Genomic DNA, 16,823 nt, shown 5'->3' on the forward strand with positions numbered 1-16,823 from the left:
GTCAGTAAGTTTAGTCTTTCAGTGCCTGAAAACCCCTTTCGAGATCAGTTTTCAGGTCATCGATGGCTTCTATGCCCACGGAAAGCCGGATCAGGTTTTCAGTAATACCCGCTCGCGCCTTGTCTTCCGGAGACAGTCGACCGTGCGTGGTCGTTGCCGGATGGGTGATGGTTGTTTTTACATCACCCAGGTTTGCAGTAATGGATATCATCCTTGTGCTGTCGATGAAGCGCCAGGCTTGCTCTCTGCCACCCTTCAGGGCAAACGAGACCATGCCACCAAAGCCACTTTGCTGCGTCTTCGCCAACTCATGCTGAGGATGACTTTCCAGACCCGCATAGTAAACTGTTTCGACCGAAGGCTGTGATTCCAACCACTTAGCTAACTCTAACGCATTGTCACAGTGGGCACGCATACGAATCGGTAAGGTTTCGAGACCTTTCTGGAATACCCACGCATTGAACGGGCTCATGCTTGGTCCAGCCGACCGAATAAAACCGTAAATCTCATTAAGATACTTTTCAGGCCCTACGACCACACCTCCAACGCAGCGGCCCTGGCCGTCCAGATATTTTGTGGCTGAATGAATAACCAGATCGGCACCTAGCTCCAGCGGGCGCTGAAGAATCGGGGTGCAGAAGCAGTTATCGACAACCAGCAAGGCTTCATTCTCATGAGCCATGGCGGACAACGCGGCAACATCGGCCACTTCACACAGCGGATTCGACGGCGTTTCGATAAACAGCATCGTTGTTTCAGGGCGAACGGCTGAGCGCCACTCGTCAGCATTTGTCAGACTGACGAACGTTGTTTGCACGCCAAACCGGGCCATGTATTTCTGGAACAACACATTAGTGGTTCCGAAAACTCCCCGGGAACAAATAACATGATCACCCGATTTCAGCAACGCCATACAGGTACTGAGAATCGCGGCCATACCCGATGCTGTAGCAACGGCTCTTTCCCCGCCTTCCATCGCAGCAATACGGGCTTCAAACGCCTGTACTGTGGGGTTGGTAAAACGGGAATATATATTGCCGGGTTCTTCCCCACCAAAGCGGGCAGCCGCCTGTGCAGCACTACCATAAACAAAGCTGGAGGTTGGGAAGATAGCGTCGCTATGTTCCAGCTGACCGGTGCGAATCTGCCCTGCCCTCACGGCCAGAGTATCAACGGACATTCCCTCAAGATCAGACTCAGGAATCCAGAGGTGTTCTTCGCGCCCGTGGGTCATGGCATTCTCCTGTGATTAATCAGCAACCCTTCAGTCTTCGTCATTATGAAGGTCAATAATTGCATTATCCGAGTTGGACATATTGTCACTCAAATCACCACCATCCTTGCGCTTGTCCTCAAGCCGGGACAAGTAGGCACTATCGACATCACCAGTGACATAGTCGCCGGTAAACACTGAACACTCCCAGCCATCGATATCGCTATTTACATCGCTAACGCAAGCCGTCAGATCTTCCAGATCCTGATACACCAGCCAATCGGCTCCGATCAGTTCGCCCACTTGTTCAACCGTCCGGCCGTGGGCAATCAGTTCGTTAGCCGAGGGCATATCAATACCGTACACATTTGGATAACGGACTGGGGGCGCAGCCGAGGCAAAGTAAACGTTGCGAGCTCCGGCATCCCGGGCCATCTGAACGATTTCTTTACACGTAGTGCCTCGAACAATGGAGTCATCGACCAGCATGACATTCTTACCACGAAACTCCAGGTCGATAGGGTTGAGCTTCTGGCGAACTGATTTCTTACGCATTTTCTGGCCGGGCATGATAAAGGTACGGCCGATGTAACGGTTTTTAATGAAACCTTCGCGATACTTTACACCCAGCTGAACGGCCATCTGCATAGCAGAAGTACGGCTCGTATCCGGAATAGGCATAACCACATCGATATCATGATCAGGGCGTTCACGAAGAACTTTATCAGCCAGAACCTCGCCCATTCTCAACCGTGCTTTATACACCGAGACGCCATCAATAATAGAGTCCGGGCGAGCAAAGTAAACATGTTCAAAAATGCAAGGGTAAAGCTTTGGAGACTCTGCACACTGTTCAGTGTAGAGCGTGCCATCTGTTTCAATATAAACGGCTTCACCGGGTAAAATATCACGCACCAGAGTGAAACCTGCAGCATTCAACGCGACGCTTTCCGAGGCGATCATATACTCCTTCTGACCACTCTCACTCTCACGAACGCCATAGCATGCCGGGCGAATACCATTAGGGTCACGAAAACCCACAATGCCATAACCAGTGATCATGGCGATCACAGCATAGGCACCACGGCAGCGCTGATGCACTGCGCGAACCGCGGAGAAAATTTCGTCTTTCGTCGGGTTCAGTTTACCCAGCTTTTGTAACTCATGAGCAAATACGTTCAGCAGAACTTCCGAATCAGAATTGGTATTGATGTGCCTCAAGTCGGTACGAAACAGATCACTACTGAGGTCATCCGCGTTGGTCAGATTACCGTTATGAGCGAGCGTTATACCGTAAGGACTATTCACGTAGAACGGCTGAGCCTCAGCAGAGCTGGAACTGCCGGCAGTCGGGTAACGCACATGCCCAATGCCTACATTACCAACCAAGCGGTGCATATGACGGGTGTGAAAAACATCGCGCACCAAGCCATTGTCTTTACGCAAGAAAAAACGGTCGTCCTGGAAGGTGACAATACCCGCCGCATCCTGGCCACGGTGTTGTAGAACGGTCAGCGCGTCGTAAAGCAGCTGATTGACGTTAGATGTACTGACAATACCGACAATGCCACACATGGCTGAAAAAATCTCCGAGTGTTAAAACTGAATGTTAGCGGGATGCAGACGTGGCTTCCACGCCTTCCGGTTCATTGGGTATTTCTTTTTCACCTTCCTGATTGTCTGCCGGCCCCAGGAAGCGGGCAAACTCATCACCGAAGGTTCTGCGAGACCAGTCCTCGACCACCGCAAGGCGCTCAATCATGATAGATGACTGCCACCAGGTGTCTTGTGCCAGAGGGGTGTAACGGGTGAAGGCAATGGCAACAATCACGACAACCACACCACGAAGCAATCCGAAACCCATCCCAAGCACACGATCAGTGGCGGAAAGGCCCGTTGCCCTGACCAGATGGCCAATAAGGTTGTTAACAATGGCACCAACGATCAAGGTACCGAAAAACAGAATCGCAAAAGCAGCGATAAGGCGAACAAGCGGCGTTTCTACCGTCGATTCAAGCAGCGATTGCATCTGAGGGTGAAACGTTCGGGCAATAATAAATGCACCGATCCATGTCACCAATGACAGGGCCTCGCGAACGAAACCCCGCTTAAGACTGATGAGCGTGGATACAGAAATAAGGGCAATGATGACCCAGTCAATCCAGATCAGCGATTCCATGTACAACCCGATGGAGAAAACGAGAGGCGAATTCTAACAGGAAACGGGAGCACACCAAACTGTCGTCTGCAGATAATTCTTTGCCCGGCAGATTATTTACTACCCTGAGTGACCAGGCTATTCAGACTAAACTCTTTATCAAGAGCAGCTTTGGCCTTATCAGCGTCGGCCCGGTTAACGAACGGCCCACTGAAAACGCGGGTCAACGTACTGTCACCACGCGAGAATTTCTGCAGATGGGCGCCAAAGCCCATGCTGATCACGTTGTCCCGAAGCCTGCGCGCGTTATCCTCATTGCCAAAACTACCCAACTGCACGACCCAGGCACCTTCAAGCGAACGGGTAAATTCAGCTTTTTCAACAGGATCACGAGCCTCTTGAGTATTAGGCCTGGCAACGGCCGGGGCAACGTCGTTAGCTTTTGGCTCCGGGGATTTTACGGGTTTCGCCGGGGCTTCATCAACGGTTAGCGGCGGAACAACAGATTCCGTTTCCTTGGAGCCATCGCCTTCAATCATACGGAATCCGGGAGCAGTTGCCTGTTCAACCGCTGTCCCACTCTCCGAGGCTGAGGGTAACCCATAACCCACAGGCTCACCGGAGGGCTCCGCAGGCATATCAACTTCAGGGAATGGCGGCTCTTCAGGAATGGTTATCGGAGTCGACTGCCGTTGAGAATGCGGCTCATCAAAGACCATTGGCACAAAAATAACCGCCAGGGAGATCAGAACCAGTGCACCAATAATCCGTTGCTTCAATCCATCCACCAGAAAGAACTCCCTATGCCAATCTGTTTCACACCGATAGTAACCGTGGCGGTTTCATAACTGAAGCCTTCCGTAACGCTATGGACAAAGTTTAAGGCACCTTTGCTATCAATAGGTCCCGGGCCTCAGCTACAGTAAAAAACGAACCGAACACGATAATAGTGTCTGCAGGCTCTGCAATTTTCTTGGCTGCATCCAGCGCCTCAGCGATCGAGGCGCAACCATGAACATCAGAAAGCACGGCCGCACGCGCTTCCAGCGCATCCACAGCCAGGCCTCTCGGGACATCGAGCCCTGCAAGGTACCAGCTATCCACCACAGGTTTCATGGCTGCCACTACCCCTTCAACATCTTTGTCTGCAAGAGCCGCATAGACCGCTATAACACGCCGCCCCCCCGCACACTTCAAGCCATTGAGCTTTTCAGCCAGCCAAAGAGCGGCATGAGGGTTGTGGCCTACATCTACGATGACAGCCGGATCGTTGGATAATTGCTCGAAACGACCCGGAACACGAACTGCGTGAGCAGCGTTGCCGAGAGCGTCAAACGTAGCATGAGGTAATAATTCTGTAGCCAATACCACCGCGGCTGCAACACTCTCAATCGGTAACGGCCCGGCAGGCAAGGAGATTCGCCCCTTAGGTAATATTAAATCAACGGCACCTGCCCTGCCGGCACTGTTTTCAAGCTGATAATCACGCCCCGTCAAGCGCAAATCCACTTTCTGGGCGGCGGCCTGCTGCAAAACAGAGGCGGGCGGATTCGGGTCAGCACACACAGCCGTCATTCTTCGCCTCAAGATCCCGGCTTTTTCAAACCCAATGACTTCACGGTTGTCGCCAAGGAACCCGACATGGTCTATATCAATTGACGTGATAACAGCGAAATCTGCATCCAGTACGTTGACCGCATCAAGGCGGCCACCCAGGCCTACTTCGAGAATCCAGTCCTGAACACCAGCGTTTTCAAGCGCAACAAAAGCAGCAAGAGTGCCGAATTCAAAATACGTCAGCGATACACTGCCTCTTGCGGCCTCAACGGCCTCAAAAGCAGAAACCAAAGCCGAATCCGAAATATCCTCGCCGTTTAAACGGACCCGTTCGTTATAACACTGCAAATGGGGGGAAGTGTAGGCACCTGTCGTTCGGCCTCCGGCGATCAACAATCGTTCAAGAGTCGCAACGGTAGTGCCTTTACCATTGGTACCTGCGACAGTGATAATTCGTGCTTTGGGCTTTTGCGGGAACAACCTCCGAAGAACCACCAGTACACGGTCAAGACCTAAATCAATCTCTGTAGGGTGAATGACCTCAAGCCACTGAAGCCATTCATCAACAGAAGCGCCCTGCTCCGGACTTCCGGGGACAGACAAACCCTTACTCACCGCCTGCATCTGCATCGGGTTTTTCAGTAATTTCAAACTCGATAGGTGCGTCAGTTCCGGGCTTTTCCTGGCCAGTAAGCTTCGCAAGCACATGGGTAATTCTTTCGCGCATCTGGTGACGGTGCAAAATCATATCAATGGCGCCGTGCTCAAGCAGAAATTCACTGCGTTGGAAACCTTCAGGCAGCTTCTCCCTTACTGTCTGTTCAATAACCCTCGGGCCGGCAAAACCGATAAGCGCAAATGGCTCAGCAATGTTCAGGTCGCCCAACATCGCCAAGCTGGCAGAAACACCACCGAAGACAGGGTCAGTCATTACCGAAATATAAGGAATACCTTCTTCCTTCATGCGCTCAAGAACCGCGGCTGTTTTTGCCATCTGCATGAGTGACAGGATGGCCTCTTGCATCCGGGCACCACCACTGGCAGAAAAGCACACCAACGGAATTCTGCGCTCAAGAGCCACATTAGCCGCTTGTACAAACTTCTCACCCACCACCTGGCCCATTGAACCGCCCAGGAAGTTGAACTCAAAGGCACAGGCTACCAGCGGCACTCCCAGCGCAGTTCCACTCATCGCTATGAGTGCATCTTTTTCGCCGGTGGCCTTCTGTGCAGCAACCAGGCGGTCTTTATAACGCTTGCTGTCTTTAAATTTAAGGCGGTCAGCGGGTTCCAGATCTGCGGCAATCTCTACCCTCCCATCCTTATCCAGGAATATATCCAGACGCCGACGAGCAGACACACGCAGGTGGTGGTTACACTTAGGGCAAACATCAAGATTTTTCTCAAGTTCCGGCTTATACAAAAATGCGCCGCATTTAGGGCATTTCTTCCACAACCCTTCCGGCACGCCGGTACGCTGCCTTGATTCCGAGCGAATTTTGCTCGGCATAATTTTGTCCAGCCAGTTACTCATGCTTTTGTCCTGTCCTTTGATGCCTGGATAGCGGTTACTCAGCGGGCAAGGCTATCCAGAGCTTCGCGCATCGGGTGCAACAGATCGAATAACGCTTTGTTGAGCGCCTCTGGATCTGCTTGGTGTCGGGCTATTGTATCCACCAATACACTACCAACAATTACACCATCGGATACTTTGCCAATAGCGCCTGCTGTTTCCGCATTCCGAATACCAAAACCTACGCCTACGGGAAGCGCCGTCAATTCGTGAATGTGAGCCACTTTCTCAGCCACCTCCTCGACATTGATCGTAGCCGAGCCGGTCACGCCCTTTATTGAAACATAGTACACATAGCCGGAAGAGTGCTCGCTAATTGCTTTTATACGGTCATCAGTCGTGGTTGGCGCGAGCAGAAAAATGGGATCCATGCCCCGCTGAGAAAATAGCGGAGCCACCTCCCCGGCCTCTTCCGGTGGCAAATCTACCGTCAGAACGCCATCAACTCCTGCCTCAGCTGCAGCATCAGCAAACGCTTCATACCCCATGGCCTCCATCGGATTCAGGTAGCCCATCAAAACAACTGGGGTGGTTGTGTCACTGTTGCGGAAGGCCCGAACCATTTCAACAACCTGACGCAGCGAGGTGTTATGTTTCAAGGCTCGCTCACAAGCCAGCTGAATAACCGGACCATCCGCCATCGGATCGGAAAATGGCACACCCAACTCAATTATGTCAGCACCTGCTTTTACCAGGGTGTGCATCAGGTTAACCGTCTGATCCGGATGAGGATCACCAGCAGTAATATAAGGAATCAACGCCTTACGGCCCTGGTCTTTCAGGGACTTTAATACACCTTCAATACGGCTCATGCCTGCTCCTGATACGCTCAGATCTCAATGCCATCTAACTGGGCAATGGTGTGAATATCTTTGTCACCGCGGCCGGATACGTTAATGACCAACATTTTGTCTTTATCCATAGTCGCCGCAAGCTTCAACCCGTATGCCACGGCATGCGAGGACTCGAGGGCCGGCATAATACCTTCCACCTGAGTCAGTGTACGGAACCCAGCCAGCGCCTCTTCATCAGTAACCGATACATAGTGGGCCCGACCAATATCTTTTAGCCATGCATGCTCAGGACCTACGCCCGGGTAATCCAGCCCGGCACTCACTGAATGAGTACCAGCAATCTGCCCGTTATCATCTTCCATCAGGTAAGTCCGATTACCGTGCAGAACACCCGGCCGCCCCGCACAAAGTGGCGCTGCGTGTTGACCCGTTGAGATCCCCAGGCCACCAGCTTCGACACCGTATAACTCAACCGATTCGTCGGTCAGGAATGGGTAGAACATACCAATAGCATTAGAACCGCCACCAACACATGCCACCAGCGCATCCGGAAGCTTACCGACTTTATCCATGGATTGCTGACGCAGCTCCCGCCCGATTACCGACTGAAAATCACGAACCAAAAGTGGATATGGGTGCGGGCCAGCTACCGTGCCTATAATGTAGAAAGTATCATCAACATTAGCCACCCAGTCGCGCATAGCCTCATTCATTGCGTCTTTAAGTGTTTTAGTACCACTTTCAACAGAATGAACGGTCGCGCCCAGCAGTTTCATGCGATATACGTTCAGAGATTGACGCTGAATGTCTTCCGCCCCCATAAAAACATGACACTCCAGGCCAAGCCGTGCGCAGACGGTCGCGGTGGCTACGCCATGCTGCCCAGCGCCCGTTTCTGCAATGATTCGTTTTTTACCCAGAAACCTGGCAAGGAGTGCCTGGCCAATGGTGTTGTTTACCTTATGAGCACCGGTATGATTCAGGTCTTCCCGCTTCAACCATATCTGCGCTCCACCGGTTTCACGAGTTAGCCGCTCAGCAAAATATAACGGGCTTGGACGACCCACATAATCGGCCAGATCTTTATCAAACTCGGCCTGAAAATCAGCGTCATCCTTCAACCGGAGATACTCTTTCTCCAGAGTCATCAACGAATCCATCAGCGTTTCCGAGACAAACCGGCCACCGAAGGCCCCAAAGTGCCCCCTGGAATCCGGAAGCGCCTTTAACATTTCATCAGTCAGTTTTACAGACACTGTGCACCTCTTTGAAAAAATCAGATAATTTGGTGGCGTCTTTCTTACCCTTACTCAGTTCTACCCCGCCGCTGACATCAACAGCCCAAGGGCGCACTTCTTCGATGGCGCGAGCTACGTTATCAGATGACAAGCCACCCGCCAATATCAAAGGAATCGGTCGTTCCTGTGGGATTACCTGCCAATTGAACGATTGCCCGGTTCCGCCATAACGGTCCGGATCCCAGGCATCAACGAGCAATCCCGCCGCATTGCTATAGCGCGAAAAGGCCTCTGTTATCTGCGCGGCCTCGCGAACCCTGATTGCTTTTATCCAGCGTCGGCCGAAAGAATCGCAAAACTCAGGGGGCTCGTCCCCGTGGAACTGCAATAAGTCCAGAGGAACAGCTTCAAGTACAGCTTTCACAAATTCTGAAGAAGCATTGACGAACAAGCCTGTTACAGTGACGAAGGCTGGCACAGCTGCCGCGAGCACCTTAGCCCGCTCAATCGAAACCGATCGCGGGCTTGGCTCATAAAAAACAAAACCCACTGAATCCGCACCGCAGGCAACCGCAGCCTGAACATCCTCCACCCGGGTCAGGCCACATATTTTTACGCGAGTAATCATGACGGCATCACCGGTTGCTTAGGGTGAATATGAGTCGGTGTTAGCGGAAGGTTTTCCTGCCTTGAAAACCAGGGAGTCACGAAGGCAGGACCGCAAAGCGCCTGAGGAACCCCAAAACGCTCAGGATACCCCACATCCACAAGGTAAAGCCCGTATGGCGGCGCAGTCACTCCTGCCAACTTCCTGTCACGAGCAGCAAGAACCTCTCCCACCCATTCTACAGGATGAATGCCCGAACCCACCGCCATTAATGCACCCGCGATATTTCGAACCATATGATGCAAAAACGCATTTGCCTGAACATCAATTACGACATAGCTCCCGCAACGAGTTACTGAAATTTTTTCCAAAAACCGTACCGGGGTTCGGGACTGACATCCTGCGGCTCGAAATGACGAAAAATCATGTTCACCTTTGAGCACCTGGGCCGCCTTGTGCATCATCTCTGTGTCCAGAGGGCGAAAATTCCAGCTCACCTGCCCCCGCTGAATCCCCGGACGCACGGGATGATTGAGTATGACATAGCGATAACGGCGATAGGTGGCCGAAAACCGGGCGTGAAAATCACCAACTCCGTTACCAGCCCAGTGCACGGCTATATCATCTGGCAATGCAGTATTGACCCCCATCACCCAGGAGCGCAAGGTTCTCACTGCTGTTGTATCGAAGTGGGCTATCTGGAAACTCGCGTGTACGCCAGCATCTGTACGACCAGCACAAACCAGTTCTACCGAATGATCGGCCACCTTTGCAACCGCCTTCGTAAGCTCCGCCTGAACGGATCGAACACCGCTTTTTTGCTGCTGCCAGCCGTGGAAGGCCTGACCATCATACTCGAAAATGATCACAACCCGGCCGTCGCCAATCGGATTATCTGTAGTTAAGGGGGTCGGCTTTAGAAACAAGTGATCGTCCGGTTTTTCTGGGTTCTGAAAAACAAAGCGCCGGCACAATGGCCGGCGCTGTTGCCGTTACAAGGTAATTATAACGGATCAGGAAAGATTTTTAAGAAGCTCCTGCGCTTCTGCCTTCTGGCTATCGTCTCCTTCCAGAGCAACCTCTTCGAGAATGTCTCTGGCACCGTCGCCGTCACCCATCTCGATATAGGCCCGCGCCAGATCGAGTTTAGTGGCAGCCTCATCAGTTCCATCAAGGAAGTCGAAGTCATCGTCGTCGCCCAAATCAGCGTCGTCGATATCTAAAGCTGACGAAAGCCCGGCATCTTCAGATGGTGCAGACGAAGGCTCTTCATCCAGCAAAGGCACACCGGCACCCTCATCCACCAAGGAACCGTCTTGCTCCAGTTCGTTAAGAGCATCTTCCAGACCCAATGCTTCTTCGAGCGGAGCATCGAGTTCTTCAGATCCGGAGGACTTCTCTGAGTCAGAGAACTCACCCATCAGCGCCAGGTCTTCATCAGAGACATCAAGCTCAAGATCATCGAGATTCGACTCACTCAGATCCAGCTCAGCGGTATCACTGTCTTCATCAACCTTCTCAAGCTCCGCATCAAGCTCATCGAGGAACGACTCATCAAGACCCTCAAGCCCCAACTCTGGCTCAGCCTCCGATTCCAGATCAGGATTTTCCTCCGCAGTTTCTACTGACTGCTCAAGGTCAGCCTCGATGCTTTGCATGGCTTCAGAGTCCGGATCTGTTTCGGGCTTCGCGGCCTCTTCCAAGTCAAGACTTTCACCCAGGTCGAGCTCAAGATCATCTTCTGAAGCATCGGCTTCGGAGGTATTGTCGCCCGGCTCATCAAGCTCGAAGTCCAGGGTGAACTCATCCTCACCAAGAACATCATCCGGATTGCCTGCGTCAGATTCAGACTCAAGATCCATCTCAAACGAAGAGAAATCATTCTCTTCGAATGAACCTTCAGCGGTTTCCTCGGTAACCACATCATCGGTCTTGGCAATGTCCGAGAGATCGTACTCAATCAGATCATCAGACAAATCCGTTTCTTCAGCGACATCTGACTCAAGTTCACCAAACTCATTTTCCTTAACATCACCCTTCGAGGCTTCAAATTCCTCTTCCTGGGGCTCATCAGACACATGCTCCTCACCTACACTGTCCGACGAGGCGGCAGTGAAACCGGAGAAGGAATCTGAACGAAGCTGATTTTCCAGGTCATCAATGCTCGGCATGGACTCCGCTTCTTCCAGTTGCGCTTTGAGGAGCCCTGCCTTCTGAATGGCAGCCTCATCACCAAGTGCCTCAATCTCGCCATACTGTTTTTCGAATGACTCACGATCCTGGTTATCGGCGTAGGTCTCAAGCAGCTTCAGACGAAGATCAACACGACTCGGCTCACGCGAAATAGCTGTTTCCAGTACCTGAGCAGCTTGATCATGACGACCGTACGCAATGTACGTTTCTGCTTCAGCCAACACATCTTCACCAACAGCGGACTTTTGCTCTGGCTCTTCATCCAGAGCCAGATCAAAGTTATCTTCGGTGTTATCGTCATCCGCATTCAGTTGGTCATAAAATGCTTTCTCCCGGTTCGCATTTCTCCGGGCAACCAGAAGCAGAAGCAGCAACAGAATCAAAAGCCCGCCACCTAATGCCATCTGATAGATCGGATTGTTCACGATGGCATCCATAGCCTGACCCAGCAGCCCTTTTTCCGGGCCGGCGGCCGGCTGTTGCGGTTTACGCTCCTCCACATCTTCAACTTTGGCTGCACCGTCGGTGCTGCTGCCTGCCGGAACGCCTGCATCAGCCGCAGCAGGGTCATCCTGAGCAGCCTGATCAGGCCCTGCGGCCAGAGCTACGTCATCACCTGAGTGATCGCCGGACTCCACACCCACAGATGCCTCAGAGCCTTCAGCAACATCCCCTGCCATCATTGCGCCATCTTCACCGGCGACATCAACCAAAGCTCCCTCTGCAGGCTCTTCCGCTTCGGCACCCGATGCAACAGATTCATCCATTACAGACTCACCTGCCTGACTGGCCAACTCCTGCCCCAGCTCACCCTCAACGCCAGGATCTTCCTGCGCCTGCGCCATAGATTCAGCCGGGACAGCACCTTCCGGGCCCACATCATCCGCTGTCAGACCTTGCATATCAGCCAACTGACTGCTCTTCAGCTCAAGCAATCGTTGCAGAGTCTCTACTTGAGACTGCATATCTTCCAGCCGGGAGTTCAGCTCTTCATTTTCACGACGAGCTGCCTCAAGCTCTTCAAGTGCGACCGCCGCACCAGCATCAACTCCGCCAGGAGTGTCACCGTCACCACCGGCAGACCCACCCTGCTCGGCCGATTTTGCTTCAGCGTCTTCTGCAGCGATAAGGCGAAGCTCATCGCCAGCTGATGCACTTTGCAGCTGATCGGTTTGTTTAGCAGTTGATTCGGCCGACCGGGTCGCATCAACGGGCCGGGGAGTTTTCAGAGCTTCGTTCTGGCTGGCAACTACGCGAGATGCTTCCGCCCGACTGCGCCTTTGGATTTGTTCGATAGTGGGTGCACGCAATACCTGACCGCGCTTCAGGCGATTAATATTACCGCCGATAAACGCGTCGGGGTTTTGATCCTGAATGGCCAGCATAACCTGCTGCATGGATACCGAATTATCCGGGCGCATCCGTTGCGCTATCGTCCACAAGGTATCGGATGGTCCAGTTGGACCGTAACTCTCTGCACTGTAACCGCCGGAACGCGACCCTTCGACGGCGGCCTGCCTACGGACAGACTCAGCGCTGCGAGTGGTTTCAGCAGCCGAAGTGCGTTGACGTGTTGACGAAGAAGGAACGCTCACCTGCTGCTGTATACCGGACTCTTCCGCGTACACAGGTGGATCAACAAGCACAGCGTATTCCCGCATCAGCCTGCCGTTAGGCCAGGTCAGTTCCAGCAGAAAATTCAGGTACGGCTCGCGGAATGCCTCGCTTGATGACACGTTGATAACAAGATTGCCATCAGCCTCTGTAACCACCTCAAATTTGAGCTTACTGAGAAAGTGATGACGCTCCAGACCCACCCTTTGATAAGCGGCCTCGGGAGCAACATTAACGAAGACGTCACCAGGGTCAACCCCGCGACTTTGTCGTAAAGTAATTTCAGCATCCAATGGCTGGTTAAGCCACGACTGCATCTCTATTTCGCCCAGCCCCAAGGCCTGAGCCATACCCGAGCCGAGCCCTCCCGCCAGCGCCAGGGCAACCGCAAGCTTGCGTACCTTCATGCTTTTTCCTTTCCAGTCTCCGTTATTCTTTGACTGCTGAATTTCAACAGAATCGGACGAGGTTGGATGACTTTCGTCTTTTTTATCAGTGTATTTCCGGCTTTGACCCGGAGATTACGCCGTACATTTTGGGAGTATTGTTGATAAAACCTCTTTTATCAATCAATCAGCTGCAATCCTTGCGCCGTTTTTTCATCAATCCGACGGAACCCGTTAGTGTCCTTGAAAATAACAGGGGCGGACGCTGAAATCAGCACCCGCCCCAAACCGGCTTGTAAAAAACCGGACGCAGTTGGCATTAATGACCAACCTGTAACATTTTTTAACGTTCCTGCAGGATTCTCAGCATTCTGCGAAGCGGCTCTGCCGCACCCCACAGCAACTGATCGCCAACGGTAAACGCAGAAATGTACTCAGGACCCATCGCCAGCTTCCGTATACGCCCAATAGGAACGCTCAGAGTACCCGTTACTTTCGTGGGGGTTAGCTCCTGCATGGTGGCATCCCGGTCATTCGGAATCACCTTCACCCAGTCGTTACCCTTAGCCAGAATACGTTCGATTTCTGATACCGACAGATCTTTTTTCAGTTTAATGGTCAGCGCCTGACTGTGGGATCTCATGGCCCCGATACGTACGCAGATACCATCAATAGGAATCGGATTACCGGTACGACCCAAAATTTTATTGGTCTCAACGCCAGCTTTCCACTCTTCCTTGCTCATGCCGTTATCAAGCTGTTTATCGATAAACGGAATCAAACTACCCGCCAGGGGAACACCAAAGTGCTCTGTTGGAAAATCCCCGGAACGCATGGTTTCGGTAACCTTACGGTCAATTTCCAGAATGGCCGAAGACGGATCTGCAAGCTCAGCTTTAACGCTCTCATTCAGAACACCCATCTGACTCAGCAGTTCCCGCATATTCTGCGCACCGGAGCCGGAAGCGGCCTGATAGGTCATCGGAGAAACCCATTCGATCAGATCCTGCTCCAGCAAGCCACCCAAAGCCAGCATCATCAGGCTAACTGTACAGTTACCGCCAACGTAATCTTTAACACCCTTATCAAGCGCTGCATCAATAACGTTGCGGTTAACCGGATCCAGCACGATCACAGAATGATCAACCATCCGTAAAGTTGACGCAGCATCAATCCAGTAGCCACTCCAGCCGGCATCTCGTAATTTCTCATAGACTGCAGAGGTGTAGTCACCCCCCTGACAGGTCAAAATCACATCCATGGTTTTCAGGACGTCGATATCAAACGCATCCTGAAGTGGCGGGACACCTTCTTTACCAACATCAGGTGCGGGCTTACCAGCCTGGGAGGTGGTAAAAAACACCGGATCGATGTCAGCAAAATCATTTTCTTCACGCATGCGCTGCATAAGGACTGAGCCCACCATGCCACGCCAACCTACAAGTCCAACTCGCTTCATGTGCGACTTTTGAACCTCATATTATGCCCACCCGCTGCCGGTATCGCTGACAGGGACAGGATGGATGATCCCGCAGCGACTGCATCGCGCCGCTGTCGGGTCTTGGCTTTTGGATAAGATCACTTAAAGCGCGTTAAGAACAGCTTCACCCATTTCGCGGGTAGAAACCTTCTGACCACCTTCAGACATAATGTCAGCAGTACGCAATCCTTGATCCAGCACCTTACTGACCGCCGCTTCAATCGCCGCTGCGGCCTCGTCTTCATTCAGACTGTATCGCAGCATCATGGCTGCACTGATAATAGTGGCCAGCGGATTAGCAATACCCTGACCAGCGATATCCGGCGCTGAACCATGGCAAGGCTCGTACATGCCTTGCTTCCGGGCGTTCAGCGATGCGGATGGCAACATGCCGATAGAACCGGTAAGCATTGCTGCTTCGTCGGAAAGAATATCACCAAACATGTTACCAGTCACAATCACGTCAAACTGCTTGGGCGCCCGAACAAGTTGCATTGCAGCGTTATCCACGTACATGTGGGACAGTTCCACATCGGGATAGTCGCGCTTGAGATCTTCCATGATTTCGCGCCACAACACCGTCACTTCCAGGACGTTGGCCTTATCGACGGAGCATAGTTTCTTGCCACGTTGCTGAGCAGCTTCAAAAGCCACACGACCAATTCGGCGAATTTCAGATTCCGTATATTGGTATGTGTTGTAGCCTTGGCGCTCTCCACTTTCCAGTACGCGCACACCGCGGGGCTGACCAAAATAAATGCCCCCTGTGAGCTCCCGTACAATCAGAACATCCAGACCAGATACAACTTCCGGCTTAAGGGACGATGCAGACGCCAGTTGTGGGTAAAGAATAGCCGGGCGAAGGTTCGCAAACAGCTCCAGGTTAGAACGCAGGCCGAGCAAACCTTTCTCGGGACGATTAGCCATTGGCAGGCTATCCCACTTCGGACCACCTACAGCGCCGAGCAGAATAGCGTCAGCTTTACGAGCCTTTTCCAGTGTTTCGTCTGGCAGGGGCACATCTGTTGCGTCGATAGCCGAACCGCCCACCAATGCCGACTCAAACGTAAGGCCAAGGTTAAACTTCTCATTCACCTTATGCAGAACCTTCTCGGCTTCAGCCACAATCTCCGGACCAATGCCATCACCCGGCAACAGCAAAACATTACGAGACATATCAAGATCCTTGTTAATCAGTTTCCAGCGTTAAACAGCCAGGGCGCCGTTTGACGACGTGCATTTTCATAGGTGCGAATGGCATCAGCATCTTCGAGTGTCACACCGATGTCATCCAGCCCATTCAGCAGGCAGTGACGACGAAAATTATCCACTTCAAAGCTGAACGACTCACCGGAAGGTGTAGTCACCGTTTGCGCCTCAAGATCCACGGTTAACTGGTAACCTTCAACAGCCTCAGCATCGGCAAAAAGCTTGTCTACAATTTTTTCTTCAAGAACAATGGGTAATAATCCATTCTTAAAGCAATTGTTATAAAATATATCCGCAAAACTTGGCGCAATAATTACACGAAATCCGTAATCATCCAGAGCCCAGGGAGCGTGCTCCCGGCTTGAACCGCAACCAAAATTGGCGCGGGCCAATAATACACTGGCATTCTTATAGCGCTCCTGATTCAGCACGAAATCAGGATTCAAGGGCCTGCCTGCACAATCCTGATCAGGCTTACCCTCGTCCAGATAACGCAGCTCATCAAACAAGTTCGGACCAAAGCCCGTACGTTTAATGGACTTCAGGAACTGCTTAGGGATAATCATGTCCGTATCCACATTGGATCGGTCCATGGGGGCAACAATACCCCGGTGTTGCGTAAATGCTCGCATGGTATCTCTCCTGTGGATCAGTTCATCAACTCACGGACATCAACAAAATGTCCTGTGACTGCAGCGGCGGCTGCCATTGCCGGGCTAACCAAATGGGTGCGCCCACCAAAGCCCTGACGACCTTCAAAGTTACGGTTAGAGGTCGAAGCACAGTGTTCACCCTGCCCCA

General features: G+C 52.3%; 15 protein-coding genes. All 15 read right to left on the minus strand.

From position 1 onward, the window contains the following. Positions 1-10: 10 nt before the first annotated feature. Entirely contained in the window at positions 11-1,234 is a 1,224-nt protein-coding gene (locus tag ABYA77_RS06550) for an O-succinylhomoserine sulfhydrylase (protein WP_372965149.1), read from the minus strand. 30 nt (positions 1,235-1,264) lie between these two features. Then, on the minus strand, positions 1,265-2,788 hold the full coding sequence (gene purF / locus ABYA77_RS06555) for an amidophosphoribosyltransferase (RefSeq protein WP_372965150.1): 1,524 nt from the start codon (positions 2,786-2,788) through the stop codon (positions 1,265-1,267). 34 nt (positions 2,789-2,822) lie between these two features. Further along, positions 2,823-3,392, minus strand: a complete 570-nt coding sequence (locus ABYA77_RS06560; RefSeq protein ID WP_372965151.1) for a CvpA family protein — start codon at positions 3,390-3,392, stop codon at positions 2,823-2,825. A gap of 92 nt (positions 3,393-3,484) precedes the next feature. Further along, positions 3,485-4,159 (minus strand): SPOR domain-containing protein, encoded by a 675-nt coding sequence (locus ABYA77_RS06565; protein ID WP_372965152.1) that lies wholly within the window; start codon positions 4,157-4,159, stop codon positions 3,485-3,487. Positions 4,160-4,250: 91 nt separating this feature from the next. Then, a complete protein-coding gene (gene folC, locus ABYA77_RS06570; RefSeq protein ID WP_372965165.1) occupies positions 4,251-5,558 on the minus strand; it encodes a bifunctional tetrahydrofolate synthase/dihydrofolate synthase in 1,308 nt (435 codons plus the stop codon). After that, the gene (gene accD, locus ABYA77_RS06575; protein WP_372965153.1) at positions 5,536-6,462 is read right to left on the minus strand and encodes an acetyl-CoA carboxylase, carboxyltransferase subunit beta; all 927 of its coding nucleotides are present in this window, start codon (positions 6,460-6,462) and stop codon (positions 5,536-5,538) included. The genes folC and accD overlap by 23 nt, the downstream gene beginning before the upstream one ends. Positions 6,463-6,500: 38 nt before the next feature. After that, positions 6,501-7,313 (minus strand): tryptophan synthase subunit alpha, encoded by an 813-nt coding sequence (gene trpA / locus ABYA77_RS06580; RefSeq protein WP_372965154.1) that lies wholly within the window; start codon positions 7,311-7,313, stop codon positions 6,501-6,503. A 17-nt stretch (positions 7,314-7,330) separates the two neighbouring features. After that, positions 7,331-8,539 carry a tryptophan synthase subunit beta gene (gene trpB / locus ABYA77_RS06585; RefSeq protein ID WP_372965166.1) on the minus strand — a complete coding sequence of 403 codons (1,209 nt, stop codon included), beginning with the start codon at positions 8,537-8,539 and terminating at the stop codon, positions 7,331-7,333. Continuing rightward, positions 8,532-9,161: a phosphoribosylanthranilate isomerase gene (locus tag ABYA77_RS06590; protein ID WP_372965155.1), complete on the minus strand. Its 630-nt coding sequence runs from the start codon at positions 9,159-9,161 to the stop codon at positions 8,532-8,534. The genes trpB and ABYA77_RS06590 overlap by 8 nt, the downstream gene beginning before the upstream one ends. Further along, positions 9,158-10,066, minus strand: a complete 909-nt coding sequence (gene truA, locus ABYA77_RS06595; RefSeq protein WP_372965156.1) for a tRNA pseudouridine(38-40) synthase TruA — start codon at positions 10,064-10,066, stop codon at positions 9,158-9,160. Before truA ends, ABYA77_RS06590 begins: the two co-directional genes overlap by 4 nt. An 87-nt stretch (positions 10,067-10,153) precedes the next feature. Then, the gene (locus ABYA77_RS06600; RefSeq protein WP_372965157.1) at positions 10,154-13,354 is read right to left on the minus strand and encodes a FimV/HubP family polar landmark protein; all 3,201 of its coding nucleotides are present in this window, start codon (positions 13,352-13,354) and stop codon (positions 10,154-10,156) included. A gap of 322 nt (positions 13,355-13,676) precedes the next feature. Next, complete coding sequence (gene asd / locus ABYA77_RS06605) at positions 13,677-14,792, minus strand: aspartate-semialdehyde dehydrogenase (protein ID WP_372965158.1); 1,116 nt, start codon at positions 14,790-14,792, stop codon at positions 13,677-13,679. Between the two features lie 123 nt (positions 14,793-14,915). Continuing rightward, a complete protein-coding gene (gene leuB, locus ABYA77_RS06610) occupies positions 14,916-15,989 on the minus strand; it encodes a 3-isopropylmalate dehydrogenase (RefSeq protein WP_372965159.1) in 1,074 nt (357 codons plus the stop codon). Positions 15,990-16,006: 17 nt separating this feature from the next. After that, positions 16,007-16,654: a 3-isopropylmalate dehydratase small subunit gene (leuD, locus tag ABYA77_RS06615; protein WP_372965160.1), complete on the minus strand. Its 648-nt coding sequence runs from the start codon at positions 16,652-16,654 to the stop codon at positions 16,007-16,009. Positions 16,655-16,671: 17 nt separating this feature from the next. Continuing rightward, positions 16,672-16,823 (minus strand): aconitase family protein (locus ABYA77_RS06620; protein WP_372965167.1); only part of this gene is annotated, 152 nt, incomplete at its 5' end.

Origin of the sequence: Marinobacter sp., assembly GCF_041595835.1 — a bacterium.
Classification (GTDB): Bacteria; Pseudomonadota; Gammaproteobacteria; order Pseudomonadales; family Oleiphilaceae; genus Marinobacter.